Source organism: Pedobacter sp. N23S346, assembly GCF_048515415.1.
GTDB lineage: Bacteria > Bacteroidota > Bacteroidia > Sphingobacteriales > Sphingobacteriaceae > Pedobacter.
The window spans coordinates 105642-131597 of sequence record NZ_JBLYEE010000002.1; the positions used below are offsets into that span (position 1 = coordinate 105642).

Below are 25956 nucleotides of genomic sequence, written 5' to 3' on the forward strand. Positions count from 1 at the left end.
GTCGGCAATATTTGTCGCGGCTAATTAGTTGGGATTTGTAATCCCGTCTTTTCGTTCTGAGGATTTTAAATCCTCAATTAACAAGGTCAGGAAAATATTTCCTGAACAACTAAAAGATCGGGTGTTGGCGATATTTGTCGCACGCTTGTTAGTCGGGATCTGTAATCCCGACTTTTCGTTCTGAGGATTTTAAATCCTCAATTAATAAGACCAGGAAATATTTCCTGGCCAACAAAAAAAATAATAAATATAACCATGAAACCGCTTGAAGATTATTTAGTTATCGATTTCAGTCAGTTCCTTTCCGGACCGTCTGCGAGCTTGCGTTTAGCCGATATGGGTGCCCGTGTCATTAAAATTGAGCGATCAGGTGTTGGCGATATCTGCAGAACACTTTACACCTCCAACCTGATTATGAATGGCGAATCTTCGGTTTTTCATGCCATCAATAGAAATAAAGAAAGTTTCGAGGTCGATTTAAAGAACGAGGCAGATTGCGAAATGGTTCGCGAGATGCTTAAAAAAGCAGATGTAATGATCCATAACTTTCGTCCTGGTGTGATGGAGCGCTTAGGTTTTAATTATCAATCCGTAGCGGCATTAAATCCCACAATAATATATGGCGAAATATCTGGCTACGGAATGGAAGGCGAATGGCGAAACAAACCTGGTCAGGATTTGCTTTTACAATCGGTTACTGGTTTAACATCTCTTACTGGCAATGCTGACAGCGGGCCAGTGGCAATGGGATTATCTATTGTAGATATGCTGGCGGGTGCCCATTTAGCACAAGGATTATTGGCCTGCCTTTACCGCAAAGCGATCAAAAATGAAGGTGGTTTTGTGCAGGTAAGCATGATGGAATCGGCTTATGATTTCCAGTTTGAAACGATCACAACCTTTATGAATGATGGGGGAGAATTGCCTCAACGATCAGAAAAGAATAATGCAAATGCTTATCTGGGAGCGCCTTATGGAATTTATCAAACCGAAAATGGATACCTGGCATTGGCGATGGGTTCTATCCCACAGCTCGGTAATTTGCTGGGATGCGATGAACTTTTGGATTATGAAGCGATCGAAGAAGCATTTGATAAACGGGATGAGATTAAAACCATTTTAGCGAGTCACTTAAGCACAGAAACAACGGAAACATGGCTTTCTAAACTAGAACCGGCAGATATCTGGTGTGCAGATGTATTAAACTGGAATGCATTAATGGAGCATGATGGCTTCAAAGTGTTGAATATGATTCAAGAAGTGGAGATGGTAGATGGTTATCAATATAAAACCACCAGATGTCCGATTCGGATTGATGGAGAATTATTAACTTCGATAAAAGGTTCTCCAAAACTGGGCCAGGACAACGAGCGCATTATAAAAGAATTTATTACACAGAAAACTACTGCAAATGTCTAACCAAGCCGATACTTTTAAAATAGCAGTACGTAAATTCGGTCCTTTTGAATCTGCGATGCAGAAATTCTGGGATCAATACTGTGCAATTTCCGGCTGTGATTTGAAATTAGAAATGGTCATCATGGATTTGCATGAACTTTACGAAAGCACCATTACCCATAAGGGTTTAGCAAATGGCGATTTCGATATTGCCCATATCAATACCGATTGGGTTTACGAAGGATATCTAAACAATGCTTTCGAATTACTCAATCCATATATCAATACTAAAAAACCTGTAGATTTTCCGAACGGATGGAGTAAATCCCTTTTATCGCTGCAGCGCTTCGGCTGGGAAGTGGTCGGTTTACCATTTCACGATGGACCAGAATGTTTGATCTATAGAACAGATTTGTTCGAAAGTGAGACTGAAAAAGCCAACTATTTACAGCAATACGGAAAAGCCCTGGAAGTACCCAAAACATGGGAAGATTTTCATCAGGTAGCGCGTTTTTTCAATCGCCCTGCAGATCATTCGTACGGAAGTATTTATGCCTGTTATCCCGATGGACATAATACTGTTTTTGATTTTTGCTTGCAACTTTGGACCAGAGGAGGAACCCTGGTTGATCAATCAGGGAATATTCAGATTCATTCGCAAGCTGCTGTAGATGGATTAGATTTTTACCGGAATATGGTAAATGATGAAACTGCTGTTCACTCAAAATCTGCGGCGTTCGACTCTGTTGCGGCAGGAATTGCTTTCTCACAGGGCGAAGCCGCTATGATGATTAATTGGTTTGGTTTTGCTGCGATGTGTGAGGTGGATGCAAATTCTAAAGTTAAAGGTAATGTTGGTGTAGAATTATTGCCTTCAGCGATCGGAAAAGAATCAGCCTCTTTAAATGTTTATTGGCTTTATACCATCGCCAAAGGCAGTAGAAACAAAAACCTGGCTTATGATTTTCTGAGGTTTGTTACAGATGTGGAGCAGGATAAACGGCTTACACTCGAAGGCGGAATCGGGTGCCGAATCTCCACCTGGAAGGATGCCGAAGTGAATGAAATTATTCCTTATTACCACAAGTTAGAACAATTACACGAGGTAGCCAATATGCTTCCTCAACATAAAAACTGGACTTTAATTGCTAAAGTAATTGATAAAATGGTTTTGAAAGCGATTAATACCGACGAGGAATCTTCGGCCTTAATTGAACACGCGCAAAATCAAATTAATAAATTGAATTAAATGAGTATTGAAATTAAATATCAACCAGCATTACCCGAAACCAAACAACCCATCATCATTATTGGGGCGGGTGGAATTGTAGCTGATGCACATCTTCCGGCTTACAAAATTGCTGGTTTTGATGTTTTTGGGATTGTAAACAGAACCAAAGAACGGGCACAAAAACTGGCCGATGCTTTTGGCATTCCAAATGTGTTTAATACCGTTGCGGAAGCCGTGGCAGCAGCACCAGGAAATACGGTATATGATTTGACCATCATGCCAGAGCAATACCTGGAAACCTTAAGACAGTTGCCCGATGGAAGCGCAGTGTTGATTCAAAAGCCAATGGGCGATGATTTTGCGCAAGCAAATGAAATTCTGGAACTATGCAGAACAAAGAATTTAAAGGCAGCAATTAATTTTCAATTGCGATTTGCACCCTTTGTAAGTGCAGCAAGATTTCTGATCGAACGCGGTTCGATAGGTGAGCTATATGATATGGAAGTTCGGGTCACGATTAAAACACCATGGGAAATATTTCCACACGTGATGATTCATCCCCGCTTGGAAATTCAATACCATAGCATTCATTATGTCGATCTTATTCGTTCGTTTTTAGGAAATCCACAAACAGTATTGGCGAAGACCTTGAAGCATCCTACAAAGGCGCTATCTTCATCCCGGTCTACCATTTTGATGGATTATGGCGACACAATGCATGCTGTCATCAACACCAATCACGATCATGATTTTGGTCCGGATCACCAGGAAAGTTATATTAAATGGGAGGGAACAAAAGGTGCAATTGTAGCAAAAATTGGCTTACTAATGGATTATCCTCACGGCGTGCCTGATGTTTTTGAATACTGTATCGTAGGAGATGGAAAGGCTCCGGAATGGCAAACACTTAAATTAGAGGGGTCGTGGTTTCCTGAAGCTTTTATTGGCACAATGGCAAACTTAATGCGATATAACGAAGGCTCGACTGATATTTTGTATACCAATGTGGAAGATGTGATTCAAACCATGGCGGTTGTAGAGAGCGCTTATCAATCGAGTGATATTGGGGGAATTAAGGTTATGAGTTACGGGTTATGAGTTACGAGTTCTGGATTGTCGAAGCAGTCGACAGATGCTAGTTGCGATTTATAAGGCCACAGCACAACAAAACGTTCAGCTTAAATCCAGCCTAACAAATTTTTCGGGATGAAGTGTTCTAGCCAACGCAGTTCCTTCAATAGAAAAATTTTAAGCTGGGAGTTTTGTTTCTTTTGCGGTCAAAAGAAAAGAGCCCGTCTGGCTAAGACATAATAAATTAAAGAAGATTAAATGTATTTCAAATCAACATTTTTTGAAGATTATCAATTGGAAGACAAACGGGTAACTTTAGGTCGAACGATTACAGAAACCGATTTCGTGGTTCATGCAGGCCACACCGGCGATTTCTTTCCGCACCACATGGATGCAGAATGGTGTGCCACTCAACCTTTCAAACAGCGAATTGCTCATGGAACGATGATTTTTAGCATCGGCATTGGACTAACCGCATCAGAAATTAATCCTGAAGCGATGTCTAAAGGTTATGATAAATTGCGTTTTGTAAAACCTGTTTTTATAGGCGATACCATTCATTCGGAAATTACAATATCAGAAAAAGGAGAGAGCAAAAGACCGGAATACGGAACTGTAACCGAACACGTAGAAATTATTAACCAGCATGGAGAAGTTGTATTAGTCTGCGATCATCTCCTGGTGGTGAAGAAGAATGTTCATTAGTTCAATGGTCAATAGTTCATTAGTCTGGGTGCCTATAGCGATGGTATTATTCAGGTTTATTAGTCATTGGTCAATAGTTGATTGGTTTGGGCGGCTATAGCGATGGTATTATATAGGTTTATTAGTCATTGGTCAATAGTTGATTAGTTTGGGGGGCTATAGCGATAGTTTTAATAAAATAATTGTTATACTTAATAATAACTAACCAATCGAAACGAACTACTGACGAAAGAACGACTAGCAATTGAACTGAACTAATGGCCAATGAACTACTGACGAATGAACGACTATGCAATTGGACTGAACTAATGGCCAATGAACCAATGACTAATGAACATTTATGCAATTAGACTGAACTAATGGCCAATGAACCAATAACTAATGAACATTTATGCAATTGAATTGAACTAATGACCAATGAACTACTGACTAATGAACGACTAGACAATTGGACTGAACAAATGACCAATAAACCAATAGAAAACCAAATATAATGAACCACAACACACAGCCAGAAATCATAACAGAGGGCGATCCCTCATCCGGAAAAAAGTATTTATTGCCATTTATTCTCGTAGTGAGTCTGTTTTTCCTTTGGGGAATGGCGCACAACCTCGATTCGATATTAATTCCACATTTAAAGAAAGCCTGTAATTTAAACAATCAACAATCTACGTTGATTGATACCTCCGTGTTCTTCGCTTACTTTATAATGGCCATTCCGGCTGGAATTATCTTGAAGAAATGGGGTTATAAAGCCACGATGATCGCTGGTTTATTGGCCTTCGCTTTTGGCGCATTTCTATTTGTTCCTGCTGCAAACAACCTATCGTATGCTACATTTTTGATTGCACTTTTTATCATTGGTTGTGGTTTAACCATGCTCGAAACTTCTGCAAACCCTTATGCTGCAATCCTTGGCGATCCGGCGAAAGCCACAAGCAGATTAAATTTAGCCGCTTCATTTAATGGATTAGCCGCAATGGTTGCGCCGGTAATTGGTGGTTTGTTTATTCTTTCTGGCAAATCGCATACTAAAGAAGAATTGGCAGCAATGACGGAATCGGGCAGAAACAGTTATTTTCTGGAAGAAGCCGCATCAGTAAAAACGCCTTACATTACCTTGGGTATTATTTTGTTGGTTATCGCAGTGATCTTTTACTTTATTCACCTGCCGGAGATTAAAACGAAAAGCGTAGACGGGGAGGCAAAAGGTAGTTTCTTTGGTGCATTACGCCATAAACATTTAAGATGGGCGGTAGTTGCGCAGTTTTTCTATGTTGGTGCGCAGGTTTGTGTAACGAGCTTTTTTATCAGAATGGCGCAGCAAGGTGGTGGATTTGATGAAAAAACGGCGGCCTCCTATCTGGCTATTTATGGATTTTTGTTCACCGCCGGGCGTTTCGCCGGAACGGCCTTACTTCAATTTATAGCTTCAAATAAGTTATTAGCCATTTATGCGGTTATTTCTGTTTTACTATGCTTAGTGGCAATTTTAGGACAAGGTTCTTACGTGGTTTATGCTTTAGGAGCTATCGGCTTTTTTATGTCGATTATGTTTCCAACCATCTTCGCCTTGGGAATTGAAGGCATTGGCGAAGATACCAAACCTGGTTCCTCCTGGTTAATCATGTCAATTGTTGGCGGTGCTATTTTACCATTTGGGATGGGAACGATGATTGATAAATATGGCGATAATATTCAGATCGGATATAGCATTCCTTTGGTATGTTTTATCATCGTTCTCTACTTCGCATTAAGAGGATATAAAGTCGCTCACAAATAAACTAATCGTCATTGCAAGGAGGGACGACGGTAACAACCAACCCTCTCAATGACGAAAAAAAATCAAAATGAGACCAACATTTAGTAAAATCTTCTTGTTCTTTCTGCTTTGCGCTTTTAGCTTTAAGCTTAATGCACAACAAAACGAAAATGCAAAGCCTTGGGTATTTTGGTATTGGGTAAAGGGTGCGGTTTCTAAAGCCGGCATCACTGCAGATTTAGAAGCCATGAAAACCAACGGAATTGGGGGAGCGTATTTGATGAGTATTCAGGGACCGGATAAAACACCAATTTACACACCTCCTGTAGTTCAGCTTACGCCAGAATGGTGGCAAATGGTGGAGTTTGCGATGAATGAAGCCGAGCGATTAAACCTGAAACTTGGCATGCATGTAAGCGATGGCTTTGCACTTGCGGGTGGCCCATGGATTACACCAGAATTGTCTATGCAAAAGGTGGTTTGGTCAAAGATAAGTATCACTAATAAAACAACTAAAATTAAGTTACCTCAACCAGAACATAAAGAAAATTATTATCGGGATATTGCAGTTTATGCCTATCCATCGCCACCTGGCGAAAGCATCTCTACGCGTACCGTAATTCCAAAAATCACAGCAAGCAATGGTGCTGACGCGACAGGTTTGGTTCAGCCAGGAAATAAGAAAAACTTCGGTTCAAATGAGCCATGTTATATTCAATATGAATTTGAAAAGCCTTTCACTTGCAGAACAGTAGCAATAAAAGTTAGCGGAAATAATTATCAGGCCCAACGTTTAGCCATCGAAGTGAGCAATGATGGAAAAACTTATCGCTCCATTGGACGTTTGGAAGCGCCACGACACGGTTGGCAAGACACGGATGAAGATGTAACCCATTCCATCGTGCCAACAACAGCCAGATTCTTCAGGTTTATTTATGATAAAAAAAGCGCTGAGCCTGGTGCAGAAGATTTAGACGCAGCAAAGTGGAAACCATCTTTAAAATTAGTAAACCTGGAAGTATCCTCAGAAGCAAAAATAAATCAATTTGAAGGCAAAAATGGCTCCGTTTGGCGGGTAAGTAAAAGAAGTACCGAACAGCAAATCACTCCGGAATTATGTGTTCCGCTGAATAAAGTTATTAACCTAACGGATAAATTGAATCCTGATGGAACATTAAATTGGAAAGCACCAAAAGGAAACTGGACGATTTTAAGGGTAGGACATACTTCCACAGGGCATACGAATGCCACAGGTGGTGGCGGAATGGGTTTAGAGTGTGATAAATTTAATCCTGAAGCAGTTAAATTGCAGTTTGATAGCTGGTACGGCGAAGCGTTGAAGCATGGTGGGCCAGAAATTGCTCAGAAAGTATTAAGTGTTTTTCATGTGGATAGCTGGGAATGTGGCAGCCAGAATTGGTCGCCAGTGTTTAAAGCCGAGTTTTTAAAGCGCAGGGGGTACGATTTAACGCCTTACTTACCCATCATGACGGGTTTGCCTTTGGAAAGTGCAAAGGTATCTGAAGATTTTTTATATGATGTAAGAAAAACAATCTCCGAATTAGTAGTTAATCAGTTTTATAAAACACTCGCTGGATTGGCAAAAGTAAAGGGTGTTACGTTCACTGCGGAAAGCATTGCACCCACGATGATGAGCGATGGTTTAATGCATTATAAAACCGTTGATGTACCCATGGGCGAATTCTGGTTAAATAGCCCAACACATGATAAACCAAATGATATGCTCGATGCCATTTCTGGTGCACATATCTACGGCAAAAATATCATTCAGGCAGAGGCTTTTACCACGGTTCGGATGGATTGGAATGAAAGTCCGGGGAATATGAAAACCTTGCAGGATCGGAATTATGCACTTGGCATTAACAAACTGGTTTATCATGTTTTTACACATAACCCCTGGATTGATCGAAAGCCTGGAATGACATTAGATGGCGTAGGCTTGTATTTTCAGCGCGATCAAACCTGGTGGAAACAGGGGAAGGCTTGGATAGAATACGCAGAACGCACTCAAAATTTACTCCAACAGGGCAAACCAGTTGTCGATATCGCCGTTTTTACGGGTGAAGAATTACCTCGCCGTTCAGTTTTACCCGATCGTTTGGTAGAAACCTTGCCAGGTATTTTTGGACAAGACATAGTCGAATCTGAGCAGAAACGTTTGGCAAATATTGGTGAGCCATTGAGGCAGATTCCGGCAGGTGTAACGCATTCCGCAAACATGGCCGATCCGGAAAATTGGGTGAATCCACTTCGTGGTTATGCTTATGATAGTTTCAATCCGGATGTGTTGAGCACAGCCACTGTAAAAAATGGTGATGTGGTTTTTGAAAGTGGCGCTACCTACAAGATTTTGGTTTTTACTGGTGCGCTAAAGTTAAATCCAAACCATCAATACATCAGTTATGAAACGGTAAAAAAACTTGCAGATTTAATTAAATCCGGAGCTAAAGTGATTATAGCGGATAAACCGCTATATCAATCTGGACTAAAGCAAGTTGAACAGGTTATTTTCGACAAATTAGTGGAAGAGATTTGGGGTGGAAACTTCGATTCATTTAAAAGTGGCGGTAAACCTATTTATTTTAAGAAATTGGGTTCAGGGCAGGTTTTCAGGGCACCATTTGAAGGGAATGATTTTAACAGTTTGGGTTTGGAAAAGGATTTAGATGTTGTAGAAATCCCATCAGTACTCGGTTCTGCAATTCTACCGGCCAGGCAAATCACATTTGCACATAGAAAGGATACGGCTTCGGATATCTACTTTATATCAAATCAAGTGAACCAGGATCGTGAATTAAATTTCTCCTTCAGGATTAGTGGCAGAATTCCTCAAATCTATAATGCAATCACCAATGATACTGTAGCGCTTAAAAGTTGGTCGATAAAAGACGGCAGAACCAATTTCAATTTGAGATTGCCCGCAAACGGTTCAATATTCGTGATTTTTAAAGAAAAGACGAATTCGACTCAATTAAATCTTAGCGCTAATTGGAGTACATTCAGGCATGTGCTGGATATCTCTAAAAACTGGCAGGCTAAATTTGATACCGCTTATGCTGGCCCTTCAAAGTCAGTAATTTTTAGCGATTTAACCGACTGGACAAAAAATGCGGATAGCTTGGTGAAATACTATTCCGGAACAGCTGTTTACACCAAAAAAATTAGTTTCAATGGAAATACAAATGAAAAAATCTGGATTGATTTAGGTGAATTTTCCAGCATTGCTGAAGTGAAAATTAATGGTATAAATTGCGGCACCTTATGGACGGCCCCGCATCGTCTTGAAATTAGTAAAGCCATTAAAAGAGGCGAAAATGAAATTATTATAGAAGTGACCAACACCTGGGCTAATCGTTTAATTGGAGATAGTAAATTGCCAGAAAATAAAAGACTTACCAAAACTACAGCACCGTTCCGTTTAGCGGATAAACCATTAAATCCCGCCGGATTATTAGGGCCGGTTGTGATACAAATTGAAGAGTAAAAGAAAATTTATATCTCAAAAAATGAAAAAAATAATGGTATTCATATTGGCTTTAACTCAAACTATGGTATACGCTCAACAAAAGAAAGTGAAGGATAATTTTACTGTTCCGATCAGATTAGAAAAGGGCGATTTAAATAAAGATGGCTTAACCGACAAAACCGTAATTACGATGGATACAATTGATGCATCCGTTCCCTTAAGATTGCAAATATTTTTTTTACAACCCAATAAGAAATTTAAAATGGTTTTCTCTTCAACTGATGTAATCGAACCACAATATGTAAACGGTATACATACTAAAAATACAATCCCATATTTTTTTATCGAAAAAGGATATTTATTAATGAGCTCTGAAAAAGATGATGTTCGGTATGAACACAAATTCATCTATAAAAATGGAATTTTCCAATTGGTTAAAATCTCCAGTATAGTTTATGATGGTCAGAATGCAACAATTGAGACCATATTTGATCTCGTAGCTGGAGTGAAAACTGAGACAGTAGAGTCACTAGATCCTGAGAAAGCAATAAAGAAAAATACAAAGAAAATGATGATAAGGTCATTACCTACACTTCAGAATTTAAGAACTTTTGGCAGTAAATTAGATTAGTAACGCTAAGACTAAAACACATTTCCAAGTTAAAAACGAAAAGAATAATGATGAAAAAGCTACCTCATATAATCGAAAATTTTGTCCTTCATACTTTACGACTTCAGATATGCGTAGATCGTTTTAAAGTAGCCATCGAAACCATAGTTTCAAATATGTAGGTAATTTATAACGATCTTCGGAAATGTCTGTTTGGTTGCCGGTAAGTAGGTAAATAAATAATCGTTATTGCGAGGTGATAGCATTTATAATATTGAACTATGAGGGGAATTCCCCTCTTTTAGAGGGGTGCCTGAAAGGCGGGGTGTTATAGACTCAATATAAAAAAATAAACCAGAATGAAATTAGATTTCAGCTGTTAACAAATAATAAAAGAAATGAAACTAAAACTCCTCATATTTTTAAACCTTACCTGCTGCATCATCGCATCGGCAATGGTTAAACCCGCATCCATTTTTACCGATCATATGGTGCTGCAGCAGCAAAGTGAAGTGGCCATTTGGGGTTGGGCAAAACCTTCTTCCAGCGTGAGAATAGAAACGTCCTGGAATAGAAAAACCTATAAGGTCGCAACCGATCAGGATGGTAAATGGCGGGTAAAAGTATCCACTCCGATAGCTGGCGGACCATATGAAATGACATTCGACGATGGCGAAGAGTTGGTATTAAAAGATATTCTGATCGGTGAGGTATGGTTCTGTGGCGGGCAATCCAACATGGAAATGCCAATGAAGGGCTTTAAGAGTCAGCCAATTATAGGTTCGGCTGAGGCGATTTTAAAATCTACAAACCAAAATATCAGACTGTATACCGTCCCACGTTCATCTATTACAGAAAAACAAGACAATAGCAAAGCTTCTCAATGGAAATTGGCCGAACCCGAGGCGGTTTCAAATTTCAGTGCAACAGGTTACTTTTTCGGGAAGCTGTTAAGCGAAGTATTAACCGTTCCAATTGGAATCATCAATGATAGTTATGGGGGTTCAACAATCGAAGCCTGGATGTCGCCGGAAGACTTAAAACCTTTTCCTGAAATCAAAATCCCGGCAAAAGGTGATTCAATTAAAGAAGTGAGTCGTACGCCAACCACTTTGTACAACGGTATGCTTTATCCGGTAATCGGTTATGGCATAAAGGGAGCCATATGGTACCAGGGCGAATCCAATTTCGAAAGGCCAGACCGATATGAAGACTTCTTCCCGGCAATGGTTTCCAGCTGGAGGCAACATTGGGCTATTGGAGAATTTCCCTTCTACTATGCGCAGATTGCACCTTTCAGTTATAATTATTCAACTGTTGGAAAAGGAACAAAAATTAACAATTCTGCCTTCATTAGAGATGCACAACGGAAGTCTTTATCAAAAATTCCTAATGCTGGTATGGCCGTGCTACTGGATATAGGCGAAGAAAACTCCATCCATCCGGCCAATAAAAAACAAGGCGGTGAACGCTTAGCCTACCTGGCACTGGCACAAACTTATGGAGTAAAAGGATTTGGCGGCGTAAGTCCTGCTTACGAATCGGTAACGATTGAGAAAAACGAAGCCATTGTCAAATTTCAGAACGTTCCAAATGGAATCACTTCTTTTGGGAAAACACTTTCATTATTTGAGATTGCTGGAGCGGATCAGAAATTTTATCCTGCGAAAGCAGTTATAAAAGGAAGCAGTGTAACGGTTTCAGCTGTGGAAGTAAAAGTTCCGGTGGCTGTTCGCTACGCTTTTAAAGATTTTGTGAATGGCGATTTATTTGGGAACGATGGTTTGCCCGTGTCCTCTTTCCGTACCGATAATTGGGATAATTGATAATGGGTTTTACCGGAAAGATCTACATTGCCACAAAGGCACATGAAACACCAAGCATTTTAACTAGGAATCTATATGTTCTTATCTGTCTTATAAGGTCAAAATTTTAAATTGATAATGGGTTTTACCAGAAAGATCTACATTGCCACAAAGGCACACGGAACACCAAGCATTTTAACTTGGAACCTATATGTTCTTATCTGTCTTATAAGGTCAAAATTTTAAATTGATAATGGGTTTTACCAGAAAGATTTACATTGCCACAAAGGCACACGGAATACCAAGCATTTTAGCTAAGAACCTATATGTTCATATCTGTCTTATAAGGTCAAAATTTTAAATTGATAATGGGTTTTACCGCAAAGATCTACATTGCCACAAAGGCACACGGAACACCAAGCATTTTAGCTAGGAACCTATATGTTCTTATATGTCTTATATGGTCAAAATTTTTAAATTCGTTCTTATTTGCAATTAGGTGGTCAAATTTTACCTTATTATTCTTCTTCTATACATTATACTTTTCCCAAAATGCATATGCGCAAAGTAACGTAATCTGGATAACACAAAGCCATAACTCATCAGAATCAATGCCAGTAGGCGGTGGTGATATTGGCCTCAACCTTTGGGTAGAAAAAGGCGAGATTTACCTGTATCTATCGCAAAGTGGCACCTTTGATGAAAATAATACCTTGCTTAAACTTGGTCGTGTAAAACTAAAGTTAAGCCCAAACCCATTCGAAGGGAAAACATTTAAACAGGAACTGATTTTAAACGATGGTTATGCTCAAATTTCAGGTTCAAATGGCAAATTAAACACTCAAATTAAGATTTGGGTTGATGTTTTTAATCCTGTTATTCATCTTGATATTAAATCCAATCAGAAAATAACTACTGAAGCAAGTTATGAAAGCTGGCGTTTTGAAGATCGGATTACAAAAGGGAAGGAGAACAATCAAAACTCCTACAAATGGGCACCACAGGGTGTAATAAAAACTTTTAAAGACGAAATTAGCTTCAAAGGAAATACTATTCAATTCTATCATCAAAATAAACTGGAAACCGTTTTTGATGTTGCCGTAAAACAGCAGGGATTAGAAGATAGAAAAGCAGAATTATTTAATCCCTTAAAAAACTTAATTTTTGGTGGTTCGTTACAAGGAAATAGGATGATTCAGGCAGGGAATTATTCAGGCACTTATTTAAACACGCCATTTCAAGGTTGGACGTTAAAAAGTAAATCGCCTACCAAGTCCGAGCAGATTACCATTCGCTTAAATACCAGTAAAGTGGCATCTGTTCAGGCCTGGGAAAAGGAAATAAATGCAATTAAACCTGCGGCAAGTCAAAAGGCCAGTATTAAATGGTGGAACGATTACTGGAAAAAAAGTTTCATTTATATCAGTTCAAAAGATGAAACGGCGAATCAATCATCAAAAAACTATCAATTATTCCGATATATGCTGGGCTGCAATGCCTTCGGCAAATATCCAACCAAATTTAATGGTGGATTATTTACTTTCGATCCTCAACTTACAGATTCTACATTAAAGTATACGCCCGATTTTAGAAACTGGGGCGGAGGGATACACACTGCTCAAAACCAGCGTTTGGTGTATTGGCCAATGCTAAAAAGTGGCGATTTTGAACAGATGAAACCGCAGTTCGATTTTTATCTCAATCTGCTCAAGAATGCAGAAATCAGAACCGAAGCAGCCTGGGGGCATAAAGGCGCCAGTTTTACCGAACAGTTAGAGAATTTTGGCTTGCCAAATCCTGCAGAATATGGATGGAAACGTCCGGCGGACTATAATAAAGGCATGGAATACAATGCCTGGCTGGAATACGAATGGGATACCGTTTTAGAATTTTGTATGATGATCATGGATACCGAACGATATGATCATCGAAATATTGATAAATATCTTCCTTTGATAGAAAGCTCGCTCACCTTTTTTAAGGAACATTATACCTATTTAGCCAAGAAAAGAGGAGCAAAATCGCTTGATGGAAACGGTCATTTGGTTTTATATCCGGGGTCTGGTGCCGAAACCTATAAAATGGCATACAATTCTACTTCGACCATTGCGGCTTTGAAAACAGTGCTGGAGCGGTTAATCGAATATCCATCCTTGCCCGACAGTAAAAGTAAGGAATGGACTGAAATGCTTCAGACGATTCCTCCAATAAGCTTCAGGCAATTCGACGGGCATACCACCATTTCCCCTGCAAAAGTTTGGGAGCGCATCAATAATACCGAAAGTCCACAGTTATACCCAGTTTATCCCTGGGGAATTTACGGCATCGGCAAACCTGGACTGGATACGGCCATCAATACATTTAAATATGATACCGACGTACTTAAATTTAGAAGTCACGTAGGATGGAAACAAGATAATATTTTCGCCGCCAGACTAGGTTTAACCCAAGAAGCCGCCAAGCTTACCACCTTAAAACTTAAAGATTCGGGAAGAAGGTTTCCGGCTTTCTGGGGACCGGGTTTCGACTGGACGCCTGATCACAACTGGGGTGGCTCGGGAATGATTGGTTTACAGGAAATGTTAATGCAAGTGGATGGAAAAAAGATTTATCTGTTTCCTGCGTGGCCGAAAGACTGGGATGTACATTTCAAACTTTATGCGCCATACCAAACCACAGTTGAAGGAACGCTAAAAGATGGTAAACTAATTGATTTGAAAGTATTGCCAGAAGCGAGAAAAGCAGATGTAAAAGTAATGATAGAGTAATGGAATGATAGATTGATTGAATGATAGATTGATAGATTGATTGAATGGGAGATTGATAGAATGGGAGATTTGATAGAACGTTCACTCATTCATTAATTCAAAATTCACTCATTCATTAATTGACTAATAAAAAAAGACATGGATTTAAATTTAAAAGAAAAAGTTATTGTGATTACCGGCGCTGCAAAAGGCATTGGCCGAAGCATTGCAGAGGTGTTTGCCAAAGAGCATGCAACTGCGGTTATTGTGGGTAGAAAAGCGGAAGACAATGAAAAAGTTGTTGCGGCCATTAAAGAAAGCGGTGGACAAGCAGCTCAATTTGTTGCTGAACTATCAAACCCTAACGATTGTAAAAATGTAATCGCAGCCATCATTGAAAAGTTTGGGCGAATCGATGGTTTGGTTAATAATGCTGGTGTAAACGATGGTGTAGGCTTAGAAAACGGTAATTATGAAGATTTTATGGCGTCGTTGCATAAAAATATGGTTCATTACTATCTGATGGCGCATCATGCCTTGCCAGAATTAATTAAAAGCAAAGGCGCAATTGTAAATATCACCTCTAAAACTGCCGAAACTGGACAAGGAAATACCTCGGCTTATGCCGCTGCGAATGGTGGAAGAAATGCCTTAACCCGCGAGTGGGCAGTTGAATTATTGAAATATGGCATCCGCGTAAATGCAGTGGTAGTGGCAGAATGCTGGACACCAGCTTATGAAACCTGGATTGAAACTTTGCCAGATGCCCAGGCGAAGCTGGATGAAATTACGGCTAAAATTCCATTAGAAAACCGAATGACTACAGCAGAAGAGATCGCCAACATGACAGCTTTCTTATTGTCAGATAAATCGAGCCATACCACCGGACAAATTATTCATGTTGATGGCGGCTATGTGCATTTAGACAGGGCCTTGGCGAACGCATAAATAATGAAGGAATTAGAGAATATAGAATGAGTAAATGGCTATGCAATTGCTTTAAACATTCTCTCATTCAACACTCATCATTCTTTCATTCAAAATTCACTAATTCAAAATTCAATCATTCTCTCATTCAAAACAAATGAAAACCCTTACCTGCACCACCCCCGGAACCTTCGAATATTCAGAAACGGAAAAACCTGAACTTAAGAAAGACCACGCCATTATAAAAATTAAACGTATCGGGATCTGCGGAACTGATTTACATGCTTTTGAGGGTACTCAGCCATTCTTCAATTATCCACGGGTTTTAGGTCACGAGCTTTCCGGAGAATTGGTAGAAGCCGATGGCGTTGAAGGTTTCCAAATAGGAGGGGCTGTTACTTTTATTCCATACTTCAATTGTGGAGAATGTATTGCCTGCCGCATGAATAAGCCAAACTGCTGTGTGAAAATGCAGGTTTGTGGAGTGCATGTAGATGGTGGAATGCGAGAGTATCTGCAGGTGCCTTCGCAAACGCTTTTACATGGCGAAGGATTGAGTTATGATGAATTGGCTTTGGTAGAGCCTTTGGCTATAGGCGCACATGGTGTCCGTAGGGCTGATGTGCAATCTGGCGAATTTGTATTGGTTATTGGCGCTGGTCCGATTGGTTTGGGTACAATGGAGTTTGCCAGAATTGCCGGAGGAAAGGTAATTGCGCTGGATATTAATGATGATCGCCTGGCTTTTTGTAAAGAAAATCTTGGCGTTGTTCATACCATTAATGCACAATCAGCAGATGTAGCAGAGCAGTTAAGTCAGATCACCAATGGCGATATGCCTACAGTAGTCATTGATGCCACGGGAAATCAGAAAGCGATTAATAATGCCATTAATTATATGGCACACGGGGCCCGATTTGTGTTAATAGGCTTGCAAAAGGGAGATCTGATTTTTAATCATCCCGAATTCCATAAAAGAGAATCTACATTAATGAGCAGCAGAAATGCCAACATTGAAGATTTTGAACATGTAATTAAATCGATGAAAGCAGGTTTAGTGAAACCCACTACTTATATCACGCACCAGGTAAAATTTGAGGAAGTAAAGGATGAATTTAAAAGTTGGTTAGACCCGAAGAATGGCGTAATTAAAGCGATGGTCAGGATGGAGGATTAGAGGCATATTGTTTTATAGATATCTTTGGTCTTGGTGCTATATAGCAATATTTGCCACGGAAATGGGAGAACACGGAATTGAATTTTCTCTATTGGTTGGTGTCTCACCGCCATATCATTATAAGACTTACGAAGTTTAGGTGGGTTTGTGAGGTGGCAAAACTTCGTCAGTCTAGAGATCATTCTGAAAACTTTCGAAGTTTCTCCTGCGCTTTTAGCCTTTAAAACTTCGCAAGTTAAACCTCAAGAATAAGACTTACGAAGTTTAGATGGGTTTGTGAAGTGGCAAAACTTCGTCAGTCTGAAGATCATTCTGAAAACTTTCGAAGTTTCTCCTGCTCTTTTAGCCTTTGAAACTTCGCAAGTTAAACCTCAAGGATAAGACTTACGAAGTTTAGGTGGGTTTGTGTGGTGTCAAAACTTCGTCAGTCTAGAGATTTACTCATAAACTTTCGAAGTTCTTCCTGTGCTTTTTACCTTTGAAACTTCGCAAGTTGAATCAAGCTCTCTATTGGTTGGTGTCTCACCAACCACATTATGATAATCTGCGAATCTGCGGCCCCGTTTTAAAAAATAAAAGCCGATAATTTATAAAACTATCGGCTTTCAATTACAGAACTTATTATGAATTATTTATAAGCAACCTCATTCCAATGCAATTCATTTCTGAATTGATTAATTTTAGTATCGGCACCAATGTTGATATATTCCAAACCAGCAATATTTGCAAAATCTGATAAATGTTCTGTCGTTAAATTCTGACTATAAGCCGTATGGTGTGCGCCACCAGCATAAATCCATGCCGCACAACCAGTTTTCATATCAGGAAGCGGTTTCCAAAGCACACGCGCAACAGGTAAGTTGGGTAAATCATGTTCCGCTTCAACAGCAGTTACTTCGTTCACTAACAAACGGAAACGATTGCCCATATCAATTAAAGAAGCATTTAAAGCATCGCCACTACCTACATTAAAAACCAAACGGGCAGGATCAGCTTTGCCACCAATCCCCAAAGGATGAACCTCTAAACTTGCTTTACCATTAGCCAATGATGCATCAACCTCAAGCATGTGCGATCCTAAAACCATTGAATTCGATGGATCGAAATGGTAAGTATAATCTTCCATAAAAGCATTGCCGCCAGGTAAACCAGCGCCCATTACTTTACAAGCGCGAACCAAAGCAGCTGTTTTCCAGTCACCTTCACCAGCGAAGCCATAACCATCAGCCATTAAACGTTGCGCAGCAATACCCGGTAACTGAATCATACCATGTAAATCCTCAAAAGTATCAGAGAAGCCTTTGAAACCACCGTCTACGAGGAATTTTCTTAAGCCAAGTTCGATTTTTGCAGCATCATAAACAGATTGATGTCTTGCACCGCCAGCTTTCAAATCATCGGCCATGTGGTACGTTTCTTCGTATTCTTTCAATAAACCCTGAATAGAATCCTCATCTATCGCGTTAATTACAGCCACTAAATCACCTATGCCATAAGTATTTACCGCGAAGCCAAATTTCATTTCTGCTTCAACTTTATCACCATCGGTTACGGCAACATAACGCATATTATCACCAAAACGAGCAAATTTAGCACCTTGCCAATCGTTCCATCCGGCAGCAGCTCTGCACCAGGTATCGATTTGTTTGGCTACTTCTTCATCTTGCCAATGTCCAACCACTACCTTACGATCTTTACGCATGCGGGTTACCATGAAACCAAATTCACGGTCACCGTGTGCACTTTGGTTTAAGTTCATGAAATCCATATCGATGGTATTCCAAGGAATGTCACGGTTGAATTGCGTGTGTAAATGAAGCAATGGTTTCTGCAAAACATTTAAACCCCTGATCCACATTTTAGCAGGAGAGAAGGTGTGCATCCAGGTGATTACACCAATGCAATTTTTATCGATATTGGCTTTTTGTAAGGTTTCGAAAATTTCTTCAGTCGTTTTTACGATCGGTTTGTAAACTACCGAAACGGAGATATTTCCATTTTGATTAAGTGAATCTGCTACTTCCTGTGCATGATCCGCCACTTGTTTTAAGGTTTCCTCACCGTACAAATGTTGTGTACCCGTGATGAACCAAACTTGTAATTTCTTTAAATCAATCATTATTTACTTTATTTAAATACTAATATTTTTATTTTCCGTCATTGCTTCAATCGATTTTTCATCGGTTGAAGCAATCTTATTTGAGAGATTTGATCGAATGAGATTGCTTCTTCATTCCTCCTCGCAATGACGACGGGTGGAGACTCTCAACTCCCAACTCTTTTAATTGCTCTTCAAACAGCATTTACTAAATGAGATTGCTTCGTCGTTCCTCCTCGCAAAGACGATGGGTTAGAACTCCAAACTCATTACTCTCAACTCACAACTAACCTAAACCTGTCCATAATAAGCCCCTGCACCATGCTTCCGTTCAAAGTGTTTTTCAATTAGCGAATCTTTCAGCTTCGGTGCCTGCGGATTAATCTGCTGTGTTAACAAGGCCATTTGTGCTACTGCTTCTAAAACCGCACTGTTGTATACCGCTTTTTCAGCGGTTTTCCCCCAGGTAAAGGGAGCGTGATTACCTACCAGGATCATTTCTACTTCCATGTAGCTTAGCCCCAGACTTTGAAAGTGATTCATGATCTGAAAGCCGGTTTCATATTCGTAGTTCCCTTTGATCATGGCATCATCCATTGGTGGTGCGCAAGGAATATCAACCGTTAAATGATCGGCATGCGTAGTTCCAAAAATCGGAATAGCCTTTTGTGCCTGAGCCCAGGCAGTTCCATAGGTAGAGTGGGTGTGTACCACGCCGCCAATATCTTCCCAATGTTTATATAAAACCGCATGCGTTTTCGTATCCGAAGATGGACGCAAACTTCCTTCAACAGTATTCCCATCAAAATCTACGATTACCATTTTTTCCGGAGATAAATCCTCGTAAGGTACACCACTTGGTTTAATGGCAAAAACACCTTTAGCACGATCGGCTGCACTTACATTCCCGAAAGTAAAGAGTACCAGTCCCAGCTTTGGCAACTGCATATTGGCCTGATAAGCCTGTTCTTTTATATCCTGGTAATTGCTCATGACAAGTAAGGTTTTACGTCTTTTTTATTATGTTTTTCCAGGTATCTGCCTAAGCCTAAATAAGCCTGGTAATGTTGGCGATACAATTTTTGCTTTTTCACATTTGGGGTATATTCTTTTTCAAAACCGGTACCCATAGCGGCCATCGCTGCTTCGATATTAGGATAGATCCCTGCTGCAACCGCTGCAAACATGGCGGCACCTAAAGCGCAGGTATGTTCGAAACGGTGAATTCTGATTGGCATTTCCAATACATCAGCCATCATTTGCATAATGTAAGCTGATTTTTTAGCCACACCACCAATACCGATGATTCCCTTAACCGGAACACCTTGCTCTTTAAAACGATCTACAATGGCTTTAGCACCAAAGCAGGTTGCGGCAGCTAGTGCACGGAAAAATCTTGGCGCATCTGTACCTAAACCCAAACCGAGAATTGCACCTTTAAGCTCTTGATTAGCATCAGGCGTTCTCCTACCATTTAACCAATCAATGGCTAATTCAGCATAATCATCATCATCTAAGGCTTCAGCTTGCTTACTTAAATTGGCAATGATTTTACTTTCCAATTCATCTTTTAAGGCAATGGCTGTTGCTTCGTCAATTAAATCTGATTCGGTCAGTAAATGATTTAAAGGCCAGCTGATCAGGTTTTTAAACCAGGCATAAACATCGCCAAAAGCAGACTGACCTGCTTCTAAACCTGCCATACCCGGAATGACAGAGCCATTTACTTGGCCACAGATACCGCCAATTAGTTTACCTTGTAAATCCTGACTAGGCGCAACCAATATATCGCAGGTACTTGTTCCCATCACTTTACTTAAATAGTAAGGCTCAATCTGTCCACCAACTGCCCCCATGTGGGCATCGAAGGCACCAACACCAATTACAACATCTGTATTTAAACCTAATTTTCCTGCCCATTCCTCACTTAACGTTCCAGCAGAAATATCTGAAGTGTAAGTATCATTAAATAATTTATCTCTAAATCCGGCTAAAAGCGGATCAAGGTTGCTAAAGAAATCATCAGGAGGTAAGCCATTGAATTCTTCGGCCCATAAAGCCTTATGTCCGGCCGCACAACGACTACGTTTCATGGTGGTTACATCTGTTCCACCACTTAATAAGAATGGAATCCAGTCGCAATGTTCAACCCATGATGCAGCGCCTTTTACTATAGACGAATCAACCCTTAAAGTGCGCAATAATTTTGCCCAAAACCATTCAGAAGAATAGATCCCACCTACGTATTTAAGGTAGTTCACCGGGAATTTTGTGGCATGCTCATTAATCTCTGCAGCTTCTTTAACAGCAGTATGGTCTTTCCAAAGCACAAACATGGCATTTGGATTTTCCTCGAAACCAGAGGTGAGTGCCAGGGGAGTGCCAGTGGCATCAACCGCAACCGGACTGGAGCCTGTGGTATCAATAGAGATCCCTTTAATCAAATGAGCAATTTCTGCACCACCAGCTTTTTCAATACAAGCTTTAATGGTGTGTTCTAAACCCTCAATATAATCTAATGGATGCTGTCTGAATTGATTGGCAGATGGTTTACAATATAAACCTTTTTGCCATCGGGGATAAAGAAAAACAGAAGCTGAAATTTCTTTTCCGTTTGCGGTGTCGACCAGAACCGAACGAACAGAGTCCGTCCCGTAATCTACACCAATTACATAGTTTGCTGCGCTCATAACAATAAATAATCGTCTAATTAACGTTTATTTATTCAGATTATAAAATTTTATGGAAATTTGTTAAAAGAAATTTTCGATAGGCGAGTAATTTAAATTAAGCAGAATTCATTTCCATCTATCAGATGGTGTCTCACCAACCGAAAAGCTTATGCCTATAAATTGATGGTTTAACAAATTGAGGATCTTTTCTCCAATAAGTTACTCACTTTACAGAGAGAATAATCATCAGAGTTAGTAACCTTCAATCTTACCTATAAATTTAATGGTATGAACAGATTTAGGGAATAAACTTAGACTGGTTGGTGAGCCACCAACTAGTGGTTGGTTGGAGTAATTACCCAATCTTCGCGTTCTCTGTGATTTTTTCTCTTTGCTCTCCTTGGTTAAAAGCTACCAACTAGTGGGTTAAAAGAAAAGCCCTACATTTCTGTAAGGCTTCTCGTAAAAGATGATCGTTTATACTTTTTTTGGAGGCAAATCAAAAGCTATTGCATCGTGTTCGAAATGGCCTTTATGTGCGCCATCGCAAAAGGGTTTGTTTTGAGAAAGACCGCAACGGCAAATAGATAAGACTTCTCTGCCTTGTAAACCGTAAGTATTTCCGTTTTTATCAACAATCTCAAAATCTCCTTCTATTTTCACCGATCCGTTGTTGTTTATTGTAAGTTTTGTTTTAGCCATTTTTGTTTTGTTTGTATGGGACAAAATTAAGGCAAAGTTTACTGATTTGAATAATCATATTGCAGTTTAGAAACGTTCCGATTAGCTGGTTGACTGGTCAATGTATTAAATCAAAATTTGATAATAATTGGGAGACTGGTTCGAAAATTAATCTTTATTGCTGAGATGGGTAAATGGTATCGTTTGCTTAATGTAGATCGAAATAAAACGATATTATGGTTAAAAAACGACAAATAATTAAGCTCAAGTCTTTAAAGACCATAAATAGCACTTCACGTTGTTATATCACTATAAATTAAATCAAATTATCAATTTAACCCCTATTAATTACCGTATTACCCCTTACTATTTCTGTTTATTTATGGTTTCTTTGAGTTAATCAAATATAAATATTTATGACCTATAACAGCTACGCTTAAGCGCCACATCTGGCGATCACAAAATGCGCTGAATTAAAACTGGCGCTGAGTAATTGGGTTCGGAAACCGAATCCCTTCCAAACAAATCAACTAACCAAATTCAATTATGCTAAAAAATTTACTTTACCCGTTAGGGCGCATATTTGGACTTTTCGCTATCCTGCTTTCTATAAGTATCAGCGGTAACAGTCTATATGCTCAAACTCAAAATACAGAAATATCAGGTGTTATTCTTGATGTTAAAGGTTTGCCAATTCCTGGTGCAACCATTAAAAATGAAAAGACTGCTAAAGTCGCCATATCCGATGGAAACGGGCGCTACAAAATTGCGGCAGCCAAAGGTGAAACTTTAGTTGTAACCTTTATCGGCTATGCACCGAAAACAATCGTTTTGGAAAACCAAACCCAGCTAAATTTTTCACTTGCTGAAGAATCAGATAAAACCCTTAACGAAGTGGTTGTGGTAGGTTATGGTACACAAAAAAGATCAGATGTAACAGGTTCTGTGGTATCTGTACCTAAGGCAAGGCTATCTCAGCTTCCGGTAACTAATGTGCTTCAATCTATTGAAGGTGCTGTTGCAGGTGTAAACATTAGCACAACCTCATCAGTTCCGGGTAGTCAGCCCAATGCATTAATCAGGGGACAAAACTCCATTTCAGCAAGTGCTGGTCCCTATGTGGTGGTTGATGGTGTACCCTTAAGTAAAACCGGAGGTTCACTAAATGATATCAACCCGAACGACATTGCATCGGTAGAGGTTTTGAAGGATGCAAGTGCCACGGCAATTTATGGTACGAACGGATCAAACGGTGTAATTCTCGTTACTACCAAACGTGGAACAGCAGGCAAACCGGTTATTCGTTACAGTGGTTATGCTGGTATTGATAATATCGCGCATACTTTGGAGCCCCGCAGTGGTGTAGAATATGTGCAAAAATATGCCGATTTCTTAAAACAAACCAATCAAACTCAAACCAGACCAGTTCCTAATGTTGGTGAGCTTGCGGCTTATAATGCAGGTACTACTACAGACTGGATAGATGAATCTACTCAGCAGGGTAAAATTCAGGATCATAACGTAAGTATCTCCGGTGGATCGCCTGATGTGAAATATTTCATTTCCGGCGATTACCTCGATCAGAAAGGTGTAATCAAAGGATATCAATTCAATCGCGTAAGCTTAAGATCAAACCTGGATATTAACGTAACCAGTTTCTTAACTGTTGGAACTTCGCTATTTTTAACCAGCAACAAGTTTGATGGTGGAAGGGCAAATTTGTTATTAGCAAGTGCAATGAGTCCTTATGGTCAGCAATACGAGGCAAACGGCGCCTATAAAATTTTCCCGATGGCTCCTGAATTGTTGTATACCAATCCATTATTAGGTTTAAAAACCACGCAGATCAACAGAACCACCAACATCAATGGCAATGGTTATGCGGAGATTAAATTCCCAGGGGTGTTAACGGGGTTGAAATATAGATTTAATGCAGGTTACACTTACTTCCCTGAAAGAAGAGGAAGTTATGTAGGCCGTTTGGCAAATGATAACAATGGAACAGCGAGTAGTTTCAATGCATCAACAAACAGCTATACCATCGAGAATATCCTGACCTATGCCAAAGACATTGAAAAGCATCATTTCGATTTTACCGCTTTGTACAGTGCGCAGGAACGTAAATTCAATTCTACTACTGCAGGTGCCATAGGTTTTATTAATGATGAACTTGGCTTAGATAATATTGGTGCAGGTGCTACTCAAACCAGTGGTACATATCGGGATAGATATGGATTAAACTCTCAAATGGGTCGTTTATTCTATTCTTATGATAGTCGCTATCTGTTAACCTTAACTGCGCGTAGAGATGGATCATCTGTATTTGGTGTAAATACAACCAAATATGGGGTTTTCCCATCAGCAGCAATTGGCTGGAATATCACCAACGAAAGTTTTATGAAAAACCTTAAGGCTATCAATAACTTAAAGTTAAGAGTGTCGTATGGTAAAACAGGTAATGAGGCAGTAGGGGTTTACAGAACAATTACTACTGAAAATTCGGTGAGATCTCCATTCAATGGCATTAGTACAATCGGTGTACTTCCTGCTAATTTGGGGAACACGTTGTTGCAATGGGAAACCACCAAAACAGCCAACATTGGTTTAGATTTCGGTCTTTTCGACAATAGAATTTCTGGTAGTATTGAAGCTTATCAAAATAAAACTAGCGGAATTCTCCTTAATAGGGCTTTGCCAATTATCACTGGATATGGTCAGGTATTGGAAAATGTTGGTAAAACAACTAATAATGGTTTAGAACTAACGCTAAACTCACAAAATTTTAGAGGAAAAGATTTCAGATGGGAAACGATGGTTGTGTTCGCGACCAATAAGAATAAAATCACCGATCTTTTTGGTGATGGTAAAGATGATCTGGGAAACAGGTTGTTTATTGGTAAACCAATTAATGTAATATACGATTACCAAATGACTGGTATTTGGCAAACCGGAGAAGATGTTTCTAAACAGGATCCAACCGCAAGACCAGGAAGTTTAAAGTTTGCCGACATTAACGGAGATGGTAGAATTACCCCGGATGACAGAACTATTTTAGGCCAGACTGCGCCAAAATGGACTGGTGGTATCACGAATACTTTTCACTACAGAAACATTAATTTAAGCGTATTTATTCAAACTGCTCAAGGTATCACCAGAAATAACCCTGATTTAACTTATGGTGATGAAACAGGAAGAAGAAATACCCCGGCAGAAATTGGCTATTGGACACCAGAAAACCAAAGCCAGACCCGTCCGGCTTTATCTTATAACAATACTTTAGGTTACGGTTACGCATCTGATGCCAGTTATACCAGAATTAAAGATGTTACTTTAAGCTATGTTTTTACGCAAAAAATATTAGATAAGCTTCATTTAGGCAGTTTAACCGTTTACGCAAGCGGCCGGAACCTGGCAACATTTACCAACTGGATAGGCTGGGATCCTGAACAAACAACTTATGGCAGAGGAACAGGAAATTCAAATTCTAATCAGCAGGCATTCGCTGCAGATTGGACAAACAACTATCCGGTGACCAGAACTTTTGTTATCGGTTTAAATGTTTCATTACGTTAATTAACACCA

16 protein-coding genes are annotated in these 25956 nt (G+C 39.6%); 12 read left to right on the plus strand and 4 right to left on the minus strand.

Features of this window, described 5'->3' with window-relative positions:
• Window positions 1-255 precede the first annotated feature (255 nt).
• From ACN1CD_RS04350 to ACN1CD_RS04400, 11 genes are all read left to right on the plus strand, one after another.
• Window positions 256-1419 carry a CaiB/BaiF CoA transferase family protein gene (locus ACN1CD_RS04350; RefSeq protein ID WP_419129040.1) on the plus strand — a complete coding sequence of 388 codons (1164 nt, stop codon included), beginning with the start codon at window positions 256-258 and terminating at the stop codon, window positions 1417-1419.
• Window positions 1412-2647: an extracellular solute-binding protein gene (locus ACN1CD_RS04355; protein WP_419129041.1), complete on the plus strand. Its 1236-nt coding sequence runs from the start codon at window positions 1412-1414 to the stop codon at window positions 2645-2647. Before ACN1CD_RS04350 ends, ACN1CD_RS04355 begins: the two co-directional genes overlap by 8 nt.
• Entirely contained in the window at window positions 2648-3727 is a 1080-nt protein-coding gene (locus ACN1CD_RS04360) for a Gfo/Idh/MocA family protein (RefSeq protein WP_419129042.1), read from the plus strand.
• Window positions 3728-3958: 231 nt separating this feature from the next.
• On the plus strand, window positions 3959-4405 hold the full coding sequence (locus ACN1CD_RS04365; protein WP_419129044.1) for a MaoC/PaaZ C-terminal domain-containing protein: 447 nt from the start codon (window positions 3959-3961) through the stop codon (window positions 4403-4405).
• Between the two features lie 493 nt (window positions 4406-4898).
• Window positions 4899-6191: an L-fucose:H+ symporter permease gene (gene fucP / locus ACN1CD_RS04370; protein WP_419129045.1), complete on the plus strand. Its 1293-nt coding sequence runs from the start codon at window positions 4899-4901 to the stop codon at window positions 6189-6191.
• Between the two features lie 67 nt (window positions 6192-6258).
• A complete protein-coding gene (locus tag ACN1CD_RS04375; RefSeq protein WP_419129046.1) occupies window positions 6259-9675 on the plus strand; it encodes a glycosyl hydrolase in 3417 nt (1138 codons plus the stop codon).
• A 22-nt stretch (window positions 9676-9697) separates the two neighbouring features.
• Window positions 9698-10288, plus strand: coding sequence for a hypothetical protein (locus tag ACN1CD_RS04380; RefSeq protein ID WP_419129047.1), 591 nt, complete (start codon window positions 9698-9700; stop codon window positions 10286-10288).
• Between the two features lie 377 nt (window positions 10289-10665).
• Entirely contained in the window at window positions 10666-12093 is a 1428-nt protein-coding gene (locus ACN1CD_RS04385; RefSeq protein ID WP_419129048.1) for a sialate O-acetylesterase, read from the plus strand.
• 473 nt (window positions 12094-12566) lie between these two features.
• On the plus strand, window positions 12567-14840 hold the full coding sequence (locus ACN1CD_RS04390) for a DUF5703 domain-containing protein (RefSeq protein WP_419129625.1): 2274 nt from the start codon (window positions 12567-12569) through the stop codon (window positions 14838-14840).
• Window positions 14841-14978: 138 nt separating this feature from the next.
• Window positions 14979-15767 (plus strand): SDR family oxidoreductase, encoded by a 789-nt coding sequence (locus tag ACN1CD_RS04395; protein WP_419129049.1) that lies wholly within the window; start codon window positions 14979-14981, stop codon window positions 15765-15767.
• Window positions 15768-15903: 136 nt separating this feature from the next.
• On the plus strand, window positions 15904-16923 hold the full coding sequence (locus ACN1CD_RS04400) for a zinc-binding alcohol dehydrogenase family protein (protein WP_419129050.1): 1020 nt from the start codon (window positions 15904-15906) through the stop codon (window positions 16921-16923).
• A 628-nt stretch (window positions 16924-17551) separates the two neighbouring features.
• On the opposite strand, the gene araA is transcribed toward ACN1CD_RS04400, so the two are convergent.
• From araA to ACN1CD_RS04420, 4 genes are all read right to left on the minus strand, one after another.
• Window positions 17552-19042, minus strand: a complete 1491-nt coding sequence (araA, locus tag ACN1CD_RS04405; RefSeq protein ID WP_419129051.1) for an L-arabinose isomerase — start codon at window positions 19040-19042, stop codon at window positions 17552-17554.
• Between the two features lie 270 nt (window positions 19043-19312).
• Window positions 19313-20014: an L-ribulose-5-phosphate 4-epimerase gene (locus ACN1CD_RS04410; RefSeq protein WP_419129052.1), complete on the minus strand. Its 702-nt coding sequence runs from the start codon at window positions 20012-20014 to the stop codon at window positions 19313-19315.
• Window positions 20011-21711 (minus strand): ribulokinase, encoded by a 1701-nt coding sequence (locus tag ACN1CD_RS04415; RefSeq protein WP_419129053.1) that lies wholly within the window; start codon window positions 21709-21711, stop codon window positions 20011-20013. The genes ACN1CD_RS04410 and ACN1CD_RS04415 overlap by 4 nt, the downstream gene beginning before the upstream one ends.
• 459 nt (window positions 21712-22170) lie before the next feature.
• On the minus strand, window positions 22171-22395 hold the full coding sequence (locus tag ACN1CD_RS04420; RefSeq protein ID WP_419129054.1) for a CDGSH iron-sulfur domain-containing protein: 225 nt from the start codon (window positions 22393-22395) through the stop codon (window positions 22171-22173).
• A 525-nt stretch (window positions 22396-22920) separates the two neighbouring features.
• Between ACN1CD_RS04420 and ACN1CD_RS04425 the strand changes: the two genes are divergently transcribed.
• Window positions 22921-25947, plus strand: a complete 3027-nt coding sequence (locus tag ACN1CD_RS04425) for a SusC/RagA family TonB-linked outer membrane protein (RefSeq protein ID WP_419129055.1) — start codon at window positions 22921-22923, stop codon at window positions 25945-25947.
• The last annotated feature ends 9 nt before the right edge of the window (window positions 25948-25956 follow it).

Bases quoted from the DNA above. Each gene is read 5' to 3' on its own strand.
- fucP (WP_419129045.1), top strand. From the start codon at position 4,899: ATGAACCACAACACACAGCCAGAAATCATAACAGAGGGCGATCCCTCA.
- ACN1CD_RS04365 (WP_419129044.1), top strand. From the start codon at position 3,959: ATGTATTTCAAATCAACATTTTTTGAAGATTATCAATTGGAAGACAAA.
- ACN1CD_RS04385 (WP_419129048.1), top strand. From the start codon at position 10,666: ATGAAACTAAAACTCCTCATATTTTTAAACCTTACCTGCTGCATCATC.
- ACN1CD_RS04360 (WP_419129042.1), top strand. From the start codon at position 2,648: ATGAGTATTGAAATTAAATATCAACCAGCATTACCCGAAACCAAACAA.
- ACN1CD_RS04410 (WP_419129052.1), bottom strand. From the start codon at position 20,014: ATGAGCAATTACCAGGATATAAAAGAACAGGCTTATCAGGCCAATATG.
- ACN1CD_RS04400 (WP_419129050.1), top strand. From the start codon at position 15,904: ATGAAAACCCTTACCTGCACCACCCCCGGAACCTTCGAATATTCAGAA.
- ACN1CD_RS04420 (WP_419129054.1), bottom strand. From the start codon at position 22,395: ATGGCTAAAACAAAACTTACAATAAACAACAACGGATCGGTGAAAATA.
- ACN1CD_RS04415 (WP_419129053.1), bottom strand. From the start codon at position 21,711: ATGAGCGCAGCAAACTATGTAATTGGTGTAGATTACGGGACGGACTCT.
- ACN1CD_RS04380 (WP_419129047.1), top strand. From the start codon at position 9,698: ATGAAAAAAATAATGGTATTCATATTGGCTTTAACTCAAACTATGGTA.
- ACN1CD_RS04350 (WP_419129040.1), top strand. From the start codon at position 256: ATGAAACCGCTTGAAGATTATTTAGTTATCGATTTCAGTCAGTTCCTT.
- araA (WP_419129051.1), bottom strand. From the start codon at position 19,042: ATGATTGATTTAAAGAAATTACAAGTTTGGTTCATCACGGGTACACAA.
- ACN1CD_RS04355 (WP_419129041.1), top strand. From the start codon at position 1,412: ATGTCTAACCAAGCCGATACTTTTAAAATAGCAGTACGTAAATTCGGT.
- ACN1CD_RS04395 (WP_419129049.1), top strand. From the start codon at position 14,979: ATGGATTTAAATTTAAAAGAAAAAGTTATTGTGATTACCGGCGCTGCA.
- ACN1CD_RS04375 (WP_419129046.1), top strand. From the start codon at position 6,259: ATGAGACCAACATTTAGTAAAATCTTCTTGTTCTTTCTGCTTTGCGCT.
- ACN1CD_RS04425 (WP_419129055.1), top strand. From the start codon at position 22,921: ATGCTAAAAAATTTACTTTACCCGTTAGGGCGCATATTTGGACTTTTC.